Consider the following 17,852-nt stretch of genomic DNA (forward strand, 5'->3'; position numbering starts at 1 on the left):
AAGCTCGATCAGCGCTTGTCTTCGACCTTCCAGGCATTGCCGTCGTAGAACGCACGCCAGCCAGTCGGCTTGCCATCAACCTCGGTCTGCACGTACTGCTCCTTGGTCTTGCGGCTGTAGCGGATCACCGCCGGGCGACCGTCCGGGTCTTTCTTCGGCGCTTCGCAGAGGAAGTGGTACTTCGGATCGATCTCGTCCTTGTGCGGGATGATCTCGATCACCAGCGGTGCGCGGGTCTCGCGGTTTTTCGGGAACTGACTGGCAGCCAGGAACAACCCCGAAGCGCCGTCACGCAACACGTAGGTGTCGTTGACTTTCTCGCACTTGAGCTCCGGCATCTTCACCGCATCCATCTTCGGCGGCGCCGCCTCGCCGCTCTTGAGCAGCTTGCGGGTGTTCTTGCACTCGGCGTTGGTGCAACCGAAGAACTTGCCGAAACGGCCGGTCTTGAGCTGCATCTCGCTACCGCACTTGTCGCATTCCAGGCTCGGCCCTTCATAGCCCTTGATGCGGTAGTTGCCCTCTTCGATTTCATAGCCGGTGCAGTCCGGGTTGTTACCGCAGATGTGCAGCTTGCGCTTCTCGTCGAGCAGGTAAGCATCCATGGCTGTCGAGCAGATCGGGCAACGGTGCTTGTTGAGCAGCACCCGCGATTCCGATTCACCCTCGTCGTCGGCCGCGATTTCATCGCCCGGGACCAGGTTGACGGTGGCCTTGCAGCGCTCTTTGGGCGGCAGGCTGTAGCCCGAACAGCCAAGGAACACGCCGGTGGAGGCGGTGCGGATCATCATCGGCCGGCCACATTCCTTGCAGGCAATGTTGGTCAGGGTCGGCTGGTTGGCACGCATGCCCTTCTCGCCGTCTTCGGCCAGCTTCAGCTTGTTGCTGAAGTCGCCATAGAACTCGTCCAGCACGTTTTTCCAGTCGCGTTCGCCCTGGGCCACGTCATCGAGGTTCTCTTCCATGCCGGCAGTGAAGCCGTAGTCCATCAGGTTGGAGAAGCTCTCGGACAGGCGCTCGGTGACGATGTCGCCCATCTTCTCGGAGTAGAAGCGGCGGTTGTGCAGGGTCACATAACCGCGATCCTGAATGGTCGAGATGATCGCAGCATAAGTCGAAGGACGACCGATACCGCGTTTTTCCATCTCCTTGACCAGGCTGGCTTCGGAGTAACGCGCTGGTGGCTTGGTGAAATGCTGGCTTGGGTCGATCTGGATCAGCTTGAGCACTTCGCCCTGGTTCATTTCCGGCAGCACATCGTCATCGCCCGGCTTGCTCTGTTGCGGCAGCACGCGGGTGTAACCGTCGAACTTGAGGATACGGCCCTTGGCACGCAGCTCGAAGTTGCCTGCGGTGACGCTGACGGTGGTCGACAGGTACTGCGCCGGTGGCATCTGGCAGGCCAGGAATTGACGCCAGATCAGCTCGTACAGACGCTCGGCATCGCGCTCCATGCCGCTGAGCTTGGTCGGATGGGTGTTGACGTCGGATGGACGAATCGCTTCGTGTGCTTCCTGGGCACCCTCTTTGCTGCCGTAGACGATCGGCGCTTCGGGCAGGTACTTCTTGCCGAACTCGGTTTCGATGTAGCTGCGGGCCATTTCTACCGCATCGACCGAGAGGTTGGTCGAGTCGGTACGCATGTAGGTGATGTAGCCGGCTTCGTACAGACGCTGGGCCATCATCATGGTTTTCTTTACGCCGAAGCCCAGGCGGTTGCTCGCGGCCTGCTGCAGGGTCGAGGTGATGAACGGCGCCGACGGCTTGCTGCTGGTCGGGCGGTCTTCACGCTTGGCCACGGTGTAGCTGGACGACTTGAGCTGCGCCAGCGCTGCCATGGCCTGGGCTTCATTCAGCGGCTTGAAGGCTTCGCCGTTCTCGCGGGCCACCTCGAAACGCACCTTGGCGTCCTTGGCAGTGCCCAGGTCGGCGTGCACTTCCCAGTATTCCTCGGGGATGAAGGCACGGATCTCGCGCTCACGCTCGACCACCAGCTTCACCGCTACCGACTGCACGCGGCCGGCGGACAGGCCACGGGCGATCTTGGCCCACAGCAGTGGCGAGACCATGTAGCCCACCACGCGATCGAGGAAGCGTCGTGCCTGCTGGGCGTTGACCCGGTCGATATCCAGCTCGCCAGGCTGCGAGAACGCTTCCTGGATAGCTTTCTTGGTGATTTCGTTGAACACCACGCGCTTGTAGCGGCTGTCGTCACCACCGATGGCTTCGCGCAGGTGCCAGGCAATGGCTTCCCCCTCGCGATCCAAGTCGGTTGCGAGATAGATGGTGTCGGCATCCTTGGCCAGGCGACGCAGCTCGTCGATGACCTTCTCCTTGCCCGGGAGAATCTCGTACTTGGCTTTCCAGCCGTGGTCAGGGTCGACACCCATGCGCGCGACCAGCTGCTTGCGCGCCTTCTCTTTCGGCGACAGGGCCGGCGCCTCGCCCGCGGCGGCCTTGCCGCGCTTGGCGGCAGGCTCCTTGCTGGCGCTGGCCGAACCGCTGGTGGGCAGGTCTCGGATATGGCCGATACTCGACTTCACCACGTACTGGCTGCCCAGGTACTTGTTGATGGTCTTGGCCTTAGCCGGGGATTCCACAATGACCAGCGATTTGCCCATGGATCGGAAAATTCCTGAATACTGAAAATAAAAACACGGCAGGTACCTGACGCGGCACCGCTATATATAGTGGCAACAGAGTGAGGTCAAGCGCGGGGCTTTAGCCACCCTTGGCTTCGGACCCGGAAATCAGCCCGGTTTCAGCCTTGACCAAAGCAAAGCGCGGCACTTGCTCGCCGTCAACCTCGACCGACTCGAGAAACATCGAAAGCGGTCGCACCCAAAGGCCGAATTCACCGTACAAGGCCTGGTAGAACACCACCCATTCCTCGGTTTCGGAATGGCGCGCGGCGCCGAACACACGATACTCAGGCCCCTTGTAATGCCGGTATACGCCTGGTTGTATCTGCATGTTGCTCACCCTCTTGAAAAAAAATTCCTGCAAAAACAAAAACCGGGGCACCAGGCCCCGGTTTCCATCCAGCGAACGGTTAAACGCGTTCGAAGACGGTGGTGATGCCTTGGCCCAGGCCGACGCACATGGTCGAAACGCCGAAGGTCCCGCCATTCTGCTTCATGACGTTGAGCAGAGTGCCGGAAATCCGCGCACCGGAGCAACCGAAAGGATGGCCCAGGGCGATGGCGCCGCCGTGCAGGTTAACCTTCTCATCCATCTTGTCGAGCACTTTCAGATCCTTCAGCACTGGCAGGGCCTGTGCGGCGAAGGCTTCGTTGAGCTCGAAGAAGTCGATATCGGCGATAGACAGGCCCGCACGCTTGAGCGCTTTCTGGGTCGCCGGCACCGGACCGTAGCCCATGATTGCCGGGTCGACACCGGCCACGGCCATGGAACGGATCACCGCCAGAGGCTGGATACCGAGGTCCTGGGCACGCTGGGCCGACATGACGATCATGCACGAGGCACCGTCGGTGATCTGCGACGAAGTACCGGCAGTCACGGTACCACCTTTGGGGTTGAAAGCAGGCTTGAGGGCAGCCAGGCTTTCCAGGGTGGTGTCCGGGCGAATGGTTTCGTCGTAGTCGAAGACCTTGAGGAAACCGTTCTCGTCGTAGCCCTGCATCGGGATGATTTCATCCTTGAACTTGCCTTCGACCGTCGCCTTGTGGGCGAGCCGGTGCGAACGCACGCCGAACAGGTCCTGCTGCTCACGGCTGATGCCGTGCATCTTGCCGAGCATTTCGGCAGTCAGGCCCATCATGCCCGAGGCCTTGGCGGCGTACAGCGACATGTGCGGGTTCGGATCGACACCGTGCATCATGCTGACGTGGCCCATGTGCTCGACACCGCCAACGACGAAGACATCACCGTTGCCGGTCATGATCGCCTGCGCGGCGGTGTGCAGCGCGCTCATCGACGAGCCGCACAGACGGCTGACGGTCTGGCCGGCGGCGGTGTGCGGGATCTGGGTCATCAGGGATGCCATGCGGGCGATGTTCCAGCCCTGCTCCAGGGTCTGGTTGACGCAGCCCCAGATGACGTCCTCGACTTCGTTCGGGTCGACCTTGGTGTTGCGTTCCAGCACCTTGCTGATCAGGTGCGCGGACATGTCTTCGGCGCGGGTATTGCGATGCATGCCACCCTTGGAGCGGCCCATCGGGGTGCGACCGAAGTCGACAATCACCACGTCTCTTGGATTCAGGCTCATATATTCACTCTCGCTCTATATCGTTGGGCGCTTAACCGAAGAAGCTCTGGCCATTTTTGGCCATTTCACGCAGCTTCGCGGTGGGGTGATACAGCGGACCCAGATCGGCGTATTTGTCGGCCAGGGCAACGAATTCGGCTACACCGATCGAGTCGATGTAACGCAGCGCGCCGCCACGGAAGGGAGGGAAACCGATACCGTAGACCAGGCCCATGTCGGCTTCGGCGGCGGTGTCGACGATGCCGTCTTCCAGGCAACGAACGGTTTCCAGGCACAGCGGGATCATCATCCAGTTGATGATGTCTTCGTCGCTGACTTCACGCTGCTCGTAGACGATCGGCTTGAGCACTTCGAGGACTGCCGCGTCAGCGACTTTCTTCGGCTTGCCGCGCTTGTCGGTCTCGTAGGCATAGAAGCCCTTGCCGTTCTTCTGGCCCAGGCGCTTGGCTTCGTAGAGCACGTCGATGGCCGAGCGACGGTCATCCTTCATGCGGTCCGGGAAGCCTTCGGCCATGACGTCACGGCCGTGGTGGCCGGTGTCGATGCCGACCACATCCATCAGGTAGGCCGGGCCCATCGGCCAGCCGAATTTTTCCATGATCTTGTCGATGCGCACGAAGTCGACACCGGCGCTGACCAGCTTGGCGAAACCGCCGAAGTACGGGAACAGTACACGGTTTACCAGGAAGCCCGGGCAGTCGTTGACCACGATCGGGTTCTTGCCCATCTTCTTGGCGTAGGCCACGGTGGTGGCGACGGCCACTTCGCTGGACTTCTCGCCACGGATGACTTCGACCAGCGGCATCATGTGCACCGGGTTGAAGAAGTGCATGCCGACGAAGTTTTCCGGACGCTTGAGCGCCTTGGCCAGCAGGTTGATGGAGATGGTCGAGGTGTTGGAAGCCAGGATCGCGCCTTCCTTCACCTGGCCTTCCACTTCAGCCAGCACCGCCTGCTTGACCTTCGGGTTCTCGACCACGGCTTCGACAACGATGTCGACATTGCCGAAGTCGCCGTAGGACAGGGTCGGGCGAATCGCATTCAGCGCTTCGGCCATTTTCGCCGGGGTCAGGCGGCCCTTCTCAACGCGCTTGCCGAGCAGCTTGGAAGCCTCGTTCAGGCCCAGCTGGATGGCGGCTTCGTTGATGTCCTTCATCAGGATCGGGGTGCCCTTGACCGCCGACTGGTAGGCAATACCACCCCCCATGATGCCGGCGCCGAGCACGGCGGCCTGCTTCACGTCGTGAGCGATTTCGTCGTGGGCCTTGGCCTTGCGCTTGAGCTCCTGGTCGTTGAGGAACAGGCCGATCAGGCTCTCGGCAACCGAGGTCTTGGCCAGTTTGGCGAAGCCGGCGGCTTCGACTTCCAGGGCCTTGTCACGACCGAAGTTGGCGGCCTTCTGGATGCTCTTGATCGCTTCGACCGGCGCCGGGTAGTTCGGGCCAGCCTGACCGGCGACGAAACCCTTGGCGGTTTCGAACGACATCATCTGCTCGATGGCGTTGAGCTTGATCTTTTCCAGTTTTGGCTGGCGCTTGGCCTTGTGGTCGAGCTCGCCGCTGATGGCGCGCTTGATCAGGTCCAGGGCCGCAGCCTGCAGCAGCTCAGGAACAACCACGGCATCGACGGCGCCGACTTTCAGCGCGTCTTCAGCACGGTTTTCCTTGCCGGCGGCAATCCACTCGATAGCGTTGTCGGCACCGATGATGCGCGGCAGGCGCACGGTACCGCCAAAGCCCGGGTAGATGCCCAGTTTGACTTCCGGCAGGCCGATCTTGGCGCTGCTGGCCATGACGCGGTAGTCCGCAGCCAGGCACATTTCCAGACCGCCACCCAGGGCGATGCCATTGATCGCGGCAACGGTCGGCACGGCCAGGTCTTCGAAATCGCTGAAAATCCGGTTGGCTTCCAGGTTGCCGGCGACCAGTTCGGCCTCGGGCAGCTTGAAGTTATCGACAAACTCGGTGATGTCCGCGCCGACGATGAACACGTCCTTGCCACTGCTGACAATCACGCCCTTGATCGATGCGTCGGCTTTGATGGTGTCTACAGCCTGACGCAATTCGTTCAGGGTAAGACGGTTGAACTTGTTGACGGACTCACCCTTGAGGTCGAACTTCAGTTCGACGATGCCGCTTTCAAGAGCCTTAACCGTGATGGCTTTACCTTCGTAAATCATCAACTGATCTCCACGATATGGAAGCTGAACTGTACACGCCGATCGCTGATGCAAGAGCCGGCCGGCCTTTGGCCGTTGCTGCCGAACCCTTGCTCCAGGCACACCCGCCAGCGCGATAGTCGGGATTCTGTAAGAGCCGTCTGACAATACAAACGCTCAATTCATACGCCCGTTTGATTTGGGTATGCACACATTCAACGAAAAGATCGCCGTTGTCAAATACCCAAAAGCTGCGTGAAAACGCGACTTTCCGGTCATTTTTTGCTGACAGGGTGGCAAACCGCCGCGCAGGTGATGGCGCGCCATTCAGTGACGCGATAGTGGTCAATGGCTTACACGCGTCGATCTTCGTTCAACGCGAAATCGGCGAGGAGATTTGCAGCAGATAGCTGCGCGATGGCTACACTGGGAGGGATGAAGTATTACGCCGGCCTGCCTGGCCTGTCCGCCCGATCTGCGAATCGGGCTTTTTATTGATAGCGATCAGGCCAGGGCCTTGAGCACCGCGGCAATATCCTGCAATACAGCCGCTTCGCCCCGCTCACCCCAGTACAGGGCAACCATCTGCGGGCCCGCCTCGACCTTGTAGACGCTCTCCGGCAAGCGCGCCAACTGCTCGGCATGCACCGCATCGGTGCAGGGCTCGCGCCACTGATTGAGCCACACACCGGGGGTGGTCTGCCAGTAGCACCAGCTGTCGCTACGGCCCTGGCGCCGCGGCCGCAGGTACTGTGCACAGGGGCTTGGCGGCTCCTTGGGCAGCCAGTGCGGCCACTCCTGGGGCGCCAGCTGCATGGCCAGGCCCATGCGCCGGGCTTCCATGCGCAGGGCCATCTGGCCGCTCTGCTTGCGCGAAGGACGCAGCCAGGCCAGGGGGCTGAGAATCAGCGCAAGGATTGACACCACTACCCAGACCGTCATATCTGTTGTTCCCATAAAGCTTTGCAAATGAGCTGGTTAGCCGGGGTTCGAAGCGATCAGCCTGAAACCGACCATACTTTAACTATCGCGACTGTCAGGAGAGCTTCTCATGCCCTACGAACACATACTGGTTGCCGTCGACCTGACCGAAGAATGCGACCCGGTCATCAAGCGCGCCCGTGAACTGGCCACGCCTGCCGGTACCAAGGTATCCCTGGTACACATTGTCGAGCCCATGGCCATGGCCTTTGGCGGCGACGTGCCGATGGACCTGTCCCAGCTGCAACAGCAACAGTTCGACCAGGCCAAGGAGCGCATGGAACGCCTGTTCAACAAGTACCCGGAAATCAACCGCGGCGATTCGCACCTGACCTACGGCCAGCCGCGCCAGGAAATCCACCAGTTGGCCAAGGACCAGAAGTGCGACCTGATCGTGGTCGGCAGCCATGGCCGCCACGGCCTGGCCCTGTTGCTGGGCTCTACCGCCAACGACGTGCTGCATGGCGCACCCTGCGATGTGCTCGCGGTACGCCTGCAGAAAAAAGCCGAGTAAAACCCTGGCGGGCCCGGCGCAGATTCATGCGCCGGGCCCAGCCCTTCAGCTGTCGAGCTCAGCCCAGCGCTCGACCAGCACATCCAGTTCAGCCTGCATTTTCTCCAGGCTTGCCAGGACGGCACTGGTTTGCTCGATCGGGCGCTGATAGAAGGCCGGGGCAGAAATCTCTTCCTGCACCGCCGCCATCTTCTGCTCCAGTGCGTCGATCTGGCCCGGCAAGGTTTCCAGTTCGCGCTGCAGCTTGTAGCTGAGTTTTTTCTTCGGTGCTTCAGCCGCTGCTGCCGCTACCGGCGCAGGCGCCACGGCCTCGACCACAGCGGTGTTGAGCTCGGACTTGCCCGACTTGCTCTCGGTTACACCGAGCAACTTCGGCGAACCGCCCTGGCGGATCCAGTCCTGGTAACCACCGACGTACTCGCGCACCTTGCCCTCGCCTTCGAACACCAGGGTGCTGGTCACCACGTTGTCGAGGAAGGCCCGGTCGTGGCTGACCATCAGCACGGTACCCTTGAACGCCGACAGCACTTCTTCGAGCAGCTCGAGGGTCTCGACGTCGAGGTCGTTGGTCGGTTCGTCGAGCACCAGCAGGTTGGCCGGCTTGCTGAACAGCTTGGCCAGCAACAGGCGCGCACGCTCGCCACCGGACAGGGCCTTGACCGGGGTCCGGGCGCGCTGCGGGCTGAACAGGAAGTCACCCAGGTAGCTCAGCACGTGACGGCTCTGGCCATCGATGTCGATGAAGTCGCGACCTTCGGCCAAGTTGTCGATCACGGTTTTTTCCAGGTCCAGCTGATGGCGCAGCTGGTCGAAATAGGCCACTTCCAGGCGCGTGCCGGACTCGACCTTGCCGCTGGTGGGCTCAAGATCACCGAGCATCAGCTTGAGCAAAGTGGTCTTGCCGGTACCGTTGGCGCCGAGCAGGCCGATGCGGTCTTCGCGCTGCAGGACCATGGAGAAGTCCTTGACCAGCTGCGGGCCGCCCGGATGATTGAAGCTGACGTTTTCCAGGACCATCACCTGCTTGCCGGATTTCTCCGCGACATCGAGCATGATGTTGGCCTTGCCCTGGCGCTCGCGGCGTTCGCTGCGCTCGACGCGCAGGGCCTTGAGGGCACGCACGCGGCCTTCGTTACGGGTACGCCGGGCCTTGATGCCCTGGCGGATCCACACTTCTTCCTGGGCCAGCTTCTTGTCGAACAGGGCGTTGGCGGTTTCTTCGGCCGCCAGCGCTGCTTCCTTGTGCACCAGGAAGCTGGCGTAGTCGCCGTTCCAGTCGATCAGGCCGCCGCGGTCCAGTTCGAGGATGCGTGTGGCCAGGTTCTGCAGGAAGGAACGGTCGTGGGTGATGAACAGCACGGCGCCGCCAAACCCGCTGAGGGCATCTTCAAGCCAGGCAATGGCGCCGATGTCCAGGTGGTTGGTCGGTTCATCGAGCAGCAGCAGGTCGGGCTCGGACACCAGCGCCTGGGCCAGCAGCACGCGGCGGCGCCAGCCACCGGAGAGCTCGGCCAGGGTCTTGTCGGCCGGCAACTGCAAGCGGCTCAGGGTGCTGTCGACCAGTTGCTGCAGGCGCCAGCCATCGCGCGACTCGAGGTCGTGCTGGACGTGCATGAGCTTTTCCAGGTCGGCATCGGTATGGATGTTCTGGCTCAGGTGGTGGTATTCGGCCAGCAAGGCGCCGACGCCGTCGAGGCCTTCGGCCACCACGTCGAACACGGTACGGCCGTCGGCCACCGGCAATTCTTGCGGCAGCTCGCCAATCTTCAGGCCCGGGGCACGCCAGACGTCGCCTTCATCAGGCTTCTGATCGCCCTTGACCAGGCGCAGCATGCTCGACTTGCCAGTGCCGTTGCGGCCGATGATGCACACCCGCTCACCACGGGCGATCTGCCAGGACACCTTGTCCAACAACGGCGTGGCGCCGAACGCAAGGGACACATCGCTTAATTTGAGCAGGGTCATGATCTTCTCCAAAAACCGGGCGCGCATTCTACCCGACTTGAGCCGGCTTCACATTAAGCAGCGCGCCCTACGGCACCTTCCGACGACAGGCCGCTTCTTTACAACCAGATACAAGCACAATGCTTTCATCCGCCTGTTGCAACCGGCTAAGCTAAGGCAATGCAACTCCAACAGTGCTGGCTTCGCCGTCACTTTTCATGGTCAAACTGCCCGGAAGTCTCATGCGCAGCCGCCTGTTCCGCCTAGTATCCAGCCTGCTTCTCACTGCCTCGGCGGTGGGTGTAGCCCAGGCCACCGACATCACCCAGCAACGTCAATATTACGATGAAGCCAAACGTGCCCTGGCCAAAGGCGACAAGGGTCCGTACCTGCGTTATGCCGATGCCCTGCGCGACTATCCGTTAACGCCCTACCTGGCCTACGACGAACTGACCGCCCGGCTGAAAACCGCCAGTAACGACGAAATCGAGAAGTTCCTCGCCGCCCACGGCGACCTGCCCCAGGCCAACTGGATGAAGCTGCGCTGGTTGCGCTGGCTGGCCGAGCGCGGTGACTGGGCGCCCTTCACCAAGTACTACGATCCAAAACTGAACTTCACCGAACTGGACTGCCTTAATGGTCAGTACCAGCTCAGCCATGGCCAGCGCGCCGAAGGCTATGCCAGCGCAGAAAAACTCTGGCTGGTCGGCAAGTCGCAACCGGCAGCCTGCGATGCGCTGTTCGATCGCTGGGCTGGCGAAGGCCAGCTGACCGAGCAAAAACGCTGGGAGCGCGCCAAGCTGGCTGCGCAAACCCGCAACTATGCGCTGGCCAACACCCTGGTCAAAAGCCTCAACACCCTGGCACCCCAGGGCCGCCTGCTGATCGACGTGGCGCAGAAGCCCGAACTGCTCAACCAGCCCGGACGCTTCACCCCGGTCAACGAGGCGATGTCCGACGTGGTCAGCCTCGGCCTGCGCCGCCTGGCCCGCCAGGACCCGGAGCGGGCCATGAGCCTGCTTGACGATTACGCCAACCGCATGCATTTCTCCCGCGACGAGAAAGTCGCCATCGCCCGCGAAATCGGCCTGACCCTGGCGCGTCGCTACGACCCGCGGGCGCTGGACCTGATGACCCGCTACGACCCGGAGCTGCGTGACAACACCGTCACCGAATGGCGCCTGCGCCTGCTGCTGCGCCTGGGCCGCTGGGAAGATGCCTATGAGCTGACCAAGCGCCTGCCGCAAGACCTCGCTACCAGCAACCGCTGGCGCTACTGGCAGGCGCGCAGCCTGGAGCTTGCGCAGCCGAAGAACCCGCAAATCCCGCTACTGTACAAAACCGTGGCTCGCGAGCGCGACTTCTACGGCTTCCTCGCCGCCGACCGCTCGCAAACCCCTTACCAGCTGAACAACAAGCCGCTGGTGCTGAGCCAGCAGCTCGTCAACAAAGTGCGCAACACCCCGGGGATCAAGCGCGCGCTGGAATTCCACGCCCGCGGCCAGATCGTCGACGGGCGTCGCGAGTGGTACCACGTCAGCCGTCATTTCAACCGTGACGAGATGGTCGCCCAGGCCAAGCTGGCCTACGACATGCGTTGGTATTTCCCGGCCATTCGGACCATCAGCCAGGCCAAGTACTGGGACGACCTGGACATCCGCTTCCCGATGGCCCACCGCGACACCCTGGTGCGTGAAGCCAAAGTACGCGGCCTGCATTCGAGCTGGGTGTTTGCCATTACCCGCCAGGAAAGCGCATTCATGGAAGATGCGCGCTCAAGTGTCGGTGCCAGCGGCCTGATGCAACTGATGCCGGCCACGGCCAAGGAGACCGCACGCAAGTTCAGCATCCCGCTGGCCACGCCTGCCCAGGTGTTCAACCCGGACAAGAACATCCAGCTGGGCGCCGCCTACCTGAGTCAGGTGCACAGCCAGTTCAACGGCAACCGCGTGCTCGCCTCCGCCGCCTACAACGCCGGCCCCGGCCGGGTGCGCCAGTGGTTGCGCGGTGCCGATCACCTGAGTTTCGATGTCTGGGTCGAGTCGATCCCGTTCGACGAGACGCGCCAGTATGTGCAGAACGTACTGTCGTACTCGGTGATCTACGGGCAGAAGCTCAATTCGCCGCAGCCGTTGGTGGACTGGCATGAGCGGTATTTTGACGATCAGTGATCGTCCAGCCCATCGCCGGCAAGGCCGGCTCCCACAATAGATTTGCATGCACCTGTGGGAGCTGGCGTTGCCAGCAATGAGGTCAGTCCAGCCAGCCTATTCGGCGTTGTCCGAATGACGACCGCTTCGCGCTCGATCGCCGGCAAGTCCGGCTCCCACAGGATTGGCAGTGCCCTCAGGGATGGTGCAACTCCTGTGGGAGCGGGCTTGCCCCGCGATAGAAGTCCACAGCCGAACTACTCCAGCACCGTCACCGCCATCCCCACCTCAACCACCCCTGCCCCATCCGCCACCAGGTTCTGGCCAAACAGCACATCCCCTTCCTTCTGCCGGTAGGTGCGCAAGGTCGCCAGCGGTTCACGGTCCGGGCTGCGTTCGCCGGTCTGCGGGTCGATGGTGGTCATGATGCAGCGCTCGCACGGCTTGAGCACACGGAACTCGACCGCGCCGATGCGGATGCGCTTCCAGCCATCCTCGGCGAACGCCGCGCTGCCCTCCACCACCAGGTTGGGGCGAAAGCGCAGCATCTCCAGCGGCCGCCCGACCTTGTCGACCAGGTCATCCAGCGACGCCTGGCCGATCAGCAACAACGGGAAACCATCGGCGAACGCCACGCGGTCGCTGTTCAAACCATAACCGCTGGGCAAATAGCGCGCGCGTTGCTCGGGCACATGCACCAGGCGCACGTCCTTGCCGATGAAATCGCTGAGCCACTGGGCAGCGGCGTCCCCGGCATCCGGGACGCGAAAGCTGTCGCGCCAGATGTTGATGCCGCGCAGGTCGTTATCCGGCTCCGGCACGGCGACGTGCAATGCGGGGTAACCCGGCGCCGCCAGGGTGAGGCTGCCATCGGTGTTGTGCAAGGCCGCCAACTGGCTCATCTGCGGGTACATGCGCTGGGTCAGGAAGCGCCCATTGTCACGCTCCACCAGCAGCCAGCGGCGGTCCCCGCTCAACCCCAGAAGGTCCAGCGAGGAAGTCTGCAGCGCCTCACCGCGCGCTGATTTGAGCGGGTATCGGTACAACGCACTCAGGCGCATCATGACCTGCCTTGTGTCGGTTAAAACCCTAGCTTATACCGACTCAGGCCGTGGCTTCATCCAGCATCAGCCGTTGGCGCACGACATCGACCAGCTTGTCGGGCTGGAACTTGGAGAGGAAGTTGTCGCAGCCAACCTTCTTCACCATCGACTCGTTGAAGCTGCCGGACAGCGAGGTGTGCAGCACCACGTAGAGCGCACGCAGACGCGGGTCATTGCGGATCTCGGTGGTCAGTCGGTAGCCGTCCATTTCCGGCATTTCGGCGTCGGTGAAGACCATCAGCAGCTTCTCGCAGACATCCTCGCCGGCGTCGGCCCAGCCCTTGAGCATGCGCAACGCCTTGAGGCCATCGCTGGCCACGTGCATCTTCACCCCCAGTTGCGACAATGTGTCACGCAACTGCGCCAGGGCCACGGTGGAGTCGTCCACCAACAGCACTTCGCGACCTCGGGCACGTGCCAGCACCGGGTCTTCGAGCTTGTCGCGCGACACCTTGGCGCTGTAGGGGACGATTTCCGCCAGCACCTTCTCGACGTCGATGATTTCCACCAGTTGCTCGTCGACCTTGCTGATCGCCGTCAGGTAATGCTGGCGACCGGCACTGGTCGGTGGCGGCATGATGGCTTCCCAGTTCATGTTGACGATGCGGTCGACGCCGCCCACCAGGAAGGCCTGCACCGAACGGTTGTATTCGGTAACGATGATGGTGCTGCCCGGGCCCGGCTCCAGCGGGCGCATGCCGATGGCCTGGGACAGGTCGATTACCGGCAGGGTCTGCCCGCGCAGGTTGACCACGCCGCAGACATACGCATGACGCTGCGGCATCAGGGTCAGCTTGGGCATCTGCAGCACTTCCTGGACCTTGAACACGTTGATCGCGAACAATTGCCGGCCAGCCAGGCGGAACATCAGGATTTCCAGGCGGTTCTCGCCCACCAGCTGCGTTCTTTGGTCTACCGTGTCGAGAATGCCAGCCATCGAAGAGCCCCCAGGTGTGTCAAAAATGAATCCAATGGCCCTGTATCGGCCGCTTGCCGCAGAGCTTGACCCCTTGTAGAAAATGCTCTGCAGCCCATTGATGTCATTTTACCATCATGCTTTACTGCACTCACCTCTCCGCTGTCGCAAACGCCCGCAAAGGGTCGTATCGAAGACACCCCATCAGGGAATCCCCTAGTGACAATCGGGTGAGACCTGATGTTCGCAATATCCATAAGCCATTAATGTGACGCCATTCTCATTGCATGAACGGAGTCAGGCTTTTGTCAGCTATCGCCTCATGGTGGCCAGCCCCTGCTCCAGCCCTTCGCGCTGGAGCCAAATGATGGCTAACGACGCACCGCACAACAGCGCCCTGCAGGATTTCCTGGTCGACGCACAGGTGCTGCTGACCAAGGCAGAGGAATGCCTGCTGCACCTGCAACTGATCGACAACGATCCGGATGCCTGCCACTGCCTGAACGACACCTTGGGTACCCTGGTGACGCGGGCACACACCCTTGGCCTGGTCGAGGTCGCCGCCTACAGCCTGCAGTTGCAAACCCTGCTGGAGCCGGCACAGGTGCATCCAGCACTGCAAGGCGAAGCCCTGCAGGCCCTGGAAAGCTGCCTGACCCTGCTGGCCTGGCAACTGGAGCTGATCGATCCGCACACCGGCCGCCTGAGCCTGGACACCGAGGAACAGGTACAGCTGCTCGACACCCTGGCCACCGCCCTGAGCCCAGCAACCGCTCTGGCCTGCGCCTCCTGCATCGAAACCCGGTATCCCTGCGAACACCCTGCCCCCTCATTGACTGCGCCACTCACCGCGCAATCCAGTGCACTTTCCTCGCCAGCCAAGGGTAACTAAGGGACATAACAACAATGCCCTGGCGAAGATTATCCGCCCCCCGACGCGGCACACTAACGGCCAACTTAGTGTATTTTCCGGTGCTTCTAGTTAGCCCAAAGAAAACATTGCGCTTAATTGATATCGGACAAGATTGTATTTTCGCAAACTGATGGCAAAGTGCTAGATTTGCAGACAATCGGAACCGCCGTACCAGCCCGTAAAATCTGGCTATTCAGTCAGTTATCAGAGTTCGCGACCAATTGTATTTGAAGTGATACCATGCGCGCTGATGAAGTCATGCACACCTCCCGGCAACCCCAAGACACCGCGCGCAGACTTTCATCGCCGCAACCCCAGCGCCGACATTTAAACGTTATTGAAGGCAATTCGACAAAAGCCTCTAGTTCGACCTTTGCAAGGCTTTCAACAGCGATATTTCAGTGGCTTCATTTCCTATGTTCTCAAGCCTCAAGACACTCAAGCGCTGGCGCCCCGGAGCCTCTCTGCTGCGTTGGGCGACCGCACTGCTGTGCCTGGCTTCGGTTGCAGTCAACCTGGCCCTGTACCTGCTTGAGCAACCGCTGCCGGCCGCCGCCCTGGCCCTGCAGCTGATTGCCCTGCTGAGCATTGCCTGGCAACTGCGCCAGTGGGCCCGCTCGATTGCCCTGCGCCCGGCGGAACTCGCCGATCGGCTGCTCAAGGTGCAGGAAAGCGAGCGCCAGCGCCTTAGCCGCGAGCTGCACGACGATATCGGCCAGATGCTGACCGCCGCCAAGCTCCAGGCCGACTGGCTGCAACGCCGTGCCCCAGCCGAGTTGCAGGAGCACTGCAGCACCTTGCGCAGCACCCTGGACGACACCCTGGCCAATGTTCGCGATGTCTCGGCCATCCTCAACCCAAGGCAACTGTCCAGCCTGGGCCTGGAAGCCAGCCTGCGCGCACATTTGTTGCGCACCCTTGAAAACACCAACGTGCACTGGAGCCTGGAGTGCCGCCAGCGCCTGGGCGGCATCCCCGAAGACATGGCGATTGCCGCCTTTCGAATCACCCAGGAGGCGGTGACCAACATACTGCGCCATGCCAAGGCCAACAACCTGGTGGTGCGCATCCAGCGCCAGTCCGAAGGCCTGGCCCTGTCGATCAGCGATGACGGCCTGGGCTTCTCGCCCGCCAGCAGTCCCGCCGACGAAGGCCAGCGCGGCATGGCCGGAATGCTCGAGCGCGTCGGCCTGCTCAATGGCACACTGTCGGTCAACAGCCAGCCCGGCCTGGGTACCCAGATCGACGCCCTGATTCCCTGGCCTCCCCGCACCCTCGAACGCGCCAAGACAAATAACGCCCCATGACCTGTACATTGCTGTTGGTGGATGACCACTCACTGATCCGCGCAGGTGTTCGTGCGCTGGTGTCCGATATACCTGGCTATGCCGTGATCGGCGAAGCCAACGACGGCAGCCAGGTGCCTGAACTGGTCATGCAACTGGACCCGGATATCGTCCTGCTGGATATTTCCATGCGCTCCACCAGCGGCCTGGACGCCCTGAGCCGGTTACGCGCCCTCGGCTGTCGCTGCAAGGTGCTGATCCTCTCGATGCACACCGACCCGGAGCTGATCATGCAGGCACTGGAAAGCGGCGCCCATGGCTACCTGCTCAAGGACACTACCGCCACCGAGCTTGAGCAGGCACTGGCGGCGCTGCGCGGCAACGAGCGCTACCTGAGCCCGGCGATTGCCCACACGGTGATCAACCAGGCGCTGCTGCGCGCCCAGTCGAGCAAGCCGGAAGCGGTCGAGAATCACAACCTCACCGCCCGCCAACTGGAGATCCTGCGCCTGATCGTGCGCGGCAAATCGACGCGGGAAATCGCCCAGGGCCTGGGCCTGAGCATCAAGACTGTGGAAACCCACCGATCGCAGATCATGAAACGCCTGCAGATCTACGATGTCGCTGGCCTGGTGCTGTTTGCCGTGCGCGAGCAGATCATCAGCCTCGACGACTGAGTAGCGGCGACCCTGGCGGCAAGTGCACCCGCAGGGCCGCCGGCAGCGCCTGAAAGCGCAGGCTGTCGCCCTGCAACGGTTCGCCATCGAGGTTGATGTCCAGGCCTTGCGAGCTTTTGATCTCGACCCACGGCAGACGCGCGCGGACGAACATGCTGTCCAGGCCCAGGCCATCGCTGAGCAAGCCACGCAGGGTGCCGACCACTTCCTGGGGCGCCGGCAGGATGCTGACATCGAGCATGCCGTCATCGACCTGCGCATCGGGGCACAACACATGTCCGCCACCGGCCTGACGGCCATTGCCGATGCCCAGGGCCAGCAACTCGCCCTGCCATTGAAAATCCGGACCATGCAACTCGACCGAAGCGGCACGCAGCTCGCTGAAGCGCGACAGCCCGGTGAACAGGTACGCCGCGGCGCCCAGAATCTTTTTCAGGTCTTCGGAGGTATTGGCGGTCACCTGGCTGCCGAAACCACCGGTAGCCATGTTCAGAAACACCTGCCCACCGACCTCGCCCAGATCGATGGCCTGCGCCGGCACTTCAAGCAGGACCAGGGCCTGCCCCGGCTCCAGCGGCACCCCGGCTGCCCTGGCAAAGTCGTTGGCCGTGCCCAGCGGCAACAACACCAGGCTGGCAGCGCAATCGGCACCCGCCATGGCCTCGGCGACGTCGCGCAGCGTGCCATCACCGCCTCCGGCCACCAGGTACGGGTAGCCGGCTGCCAGTGCCTCCTTGACCAGGCGCTGGGCATCACCAGCTTCCCAGGTCAGGCGCACGTCCAGTTGCCAGCCACGCTCACGCAGGGTAGTCACCGCAGCCCGAACCGCTTCATTCATGGCTTGTTTGCCATGCAGAATCATCAATGCCTTTTGCTGCGCCATTTGTGCGTTCCCCGATGAATTGAGCGTCGAATATCTCGACCCTTTCTGGCTTGCCTTTACTGCATTGCACTTAACGATTCAGCGATCTTTCGCACACCA

14 protein-coding genes are annotated in these 17,852 nt (G+C 62.0%); 5 read left to right on the forward strand and 9 right to left on the reverse strand.

The features are described from left to right. Positions 1 to 8: 8 nt before the first annotated feature. From topA to LOY45_RS18130, 5 genes are all read right to left on the reverse strand, one after another. The gene (gene topA / locus LOY45_RS18110; RefSeq protein ID WP_115086079.1) at positions 9 to 2,621 is read right to left on the reverse strand and encodes a type I DNA topoisomerase; all 2,613 of its coding nucleotides are present in this window, start codon (positions 2,619 to 2,621) and stop codon (positions 9 to 11) included. A 100-nt stretch (positions 2,622 to 2,721) separates the two neighbouring features. Next, positions 2,722 to 2,973 (reverse strand): DUF1653 domain-containing protein, encoded by a 252-nt coding sequence (locus tag LOY45_RS18115; RefSeq protein ID WP_038999245.1) that lies wholly within the window; start codon positions 2,971 to 2,973, stop codon positions 2,722 to 2,724. A gap of 79 nt (positions 2,974 to 3,052) precedes the next feature. Further along, on the reverse strand, positions 3,053 to 4,228 hold the full coding sequence (gene fadA / locus LOY45_RS18120) for an acetyl-CoA C-acyltransferase FadA (protein WP_115086078.1): 1,176 nt from the start codon (positions 4,226 to 4,228) through the stop codon (positions 3,053 to 3,055). Between the two features lie 31 nt (positions 4,229 to 4,259). After that, positions 4,260 to 6,407, reverse strand: a complete 2,148-nt coding sequence (gene fadB / locus LOY45_RS18125) for a fatty acid oxidation complex subunit alpha FadB (protein WP_115086077.1) — start codon at positions 6,405 to 6,407, stop codon at positions 4,260 to 4,262. Positions 6,408 to 6,890: 483 nt separating this feature from the next. After that, positions 6,891 to 7,328 (reverse strand): hypothetical protein, encoded by a 438-nt coding sequence (locus tag LOY45_RS18130; RefSeq protein ID WP_115086076.1) that lies wholly within the window; start codon positions 7,326 to 7,328, stop codon positions 6,891 to 6,893. Positions 7,329 to 7,437: 109 nt separating this feature from the next. Between LOY45_RS18130 and LOY45_RS18135 the strand changes: the two genes are divergently transcribed. Further along, a complete protein-coding gene (locus tag LOY45_RS18135; protein ID WP_115086075.1) occupies positions 7,438 to 7,881 on the forward strand; it encodes a universal stress protein in 444 nt (147 codons plus the stop codon). A gap of 45 nt (positions 7,882 to 7,926) precedes the next feature. Here the strand turns inward: LOY45_RS18135 and LOY45_RS18140 are convergent, their stop codons facing one another. Beyond that, entirely contained in the window at positions 7,927 to 9,846 is a 1,920-nt protein-coding gene (locus LOY45_RS18140; RefSeq protein WP_115086074.1) for an ATP-binding cassette domain-containing protein, read from the reverse strand. A 221-nt stretch (positions 9,847 to 10,067) separates the two neighbouring features. On the opposite strand from LOY45_RS18140, the gene LOY45_RS18145 reads away from it, so the two are divergent. Further along, positions 10,068 to 11,996 carry a transglycosylase SLT domain-containing protein gene (locus LOY45_RS18145; protein WP_115086073.1) on the forward strand — a complete coding sequence of 643 codons (1,929 nt, stop codon included), beginning with the start codon at positions 10,068 to 10,070 and terminating at the stop codon, positions 11,994 to 11,996. Positions 11,997 to 12,232: 236 nt separating this feature from the next. Here LOY45_RS18145 and LOY45_RS18150 read toward each other — a convergent pair whose 3' ends face one another. Next, a complete protein-coding gene (locus tag LOY45_RS18150; protein WP_258578125.1) occupies positions 12,233 to 13,039 on the reverse strand; it encodes an MOSC domain-containing protein in 807 nt (268 codons plus the stop codon). 40 nt (positions 13,040 to 13,079) lie between these two features. Next, positions 13,080 to 14,015, reverse strand: a complete 936-nt coding sequence (locus LOY45_RS18155) for a chemotaxis protein CheV (protein ID WP_115086071.1) — start codon at positions 14,013 to 14,015, stop codon at positions 13,080 to 13,082. Between the two features lie 343 nt (positions 14,016 to 14,358). Between LOY45_RS18155 and LOY45_RS18160 the strand changes: the two genes are divergently transcribed. The 3 genes from LOY45_RS18160 to LOY45_RS18170 all read left to right on the forward strand — a co-directional run bounded on the left by LOY45_RS18160 (position 14,359) and on the right by LOY45_RS18170 (position 16,870). Beyond that, positions 14,359 to 14,886: a histidine kinase gene (locus LOY45_RS18160; RefSeq protein ID WP_415842528.1), complete on the forward strand. Its 528-nt coding sequence runs from the start codon at positions 14,359 to 14,361 to the stop codon at positions 14,884 to 14,886. A gap of 437 nt (positions 14,887 to 15,323) precedes the next feature. Then, positions 15,324 to 16,214 carry a sensor histidine kinase gene (locus LOY45_RS18165; protein WP_115086069.1) on the forward strand — a complete coding sequence of 297 codons (891 nt, stop codon included), beginning with the start codon at positions 15,324 to 15,326 and terminating at the stop codon, positions 16,212 to 16,214. Next, positions 16,211 to 16,870 (forward strand): response regulator, encoded by a 660-nt coding sequence (locus LOY45_RS18170; protein ID WP_115086068.1) that lies wholly within the window; start codon positions 16,211 to 16,213, stop codon positions 16,868 to 16,870. The genes LOY45_RS18165 and LOY45_RS18170 overlap by 4 nt, the downstream gene beginning before the upstream one ends. On the opposite strand, the gene yegS is transcribed toward LOY45_RS18170, so the two are convergent. Continuing rightward, complete coding sequence (yegS, locus tag LOY45_RS18175) at positions 16,854 to 17,753, reverse strand: lipid kinase YegS (protein WP_258578126.1); 900 nt, start codon at positions 17,751 to 17,753, stop codon at positions 16,854 to 16,856. The genes LOY45_RS18170 and yegS overlap by 17 nt on opposite strands. Between the last annotated feature and the right edge of the window lie 99 nt (positions 17,754 to 17,852).

Origin of the sequence: Pseudomonas wadenswilerensis (assembly GCF_024749185.1) — a bacterium.
GTDB classification, from domain to species: Bacteria; Pseudomonadota; Gammaproteobacteria; order Pseudomonadales; family Pseudomonadaceae; genus Aquipseudomonas; species Aquipseudomonas wadenswilerensis.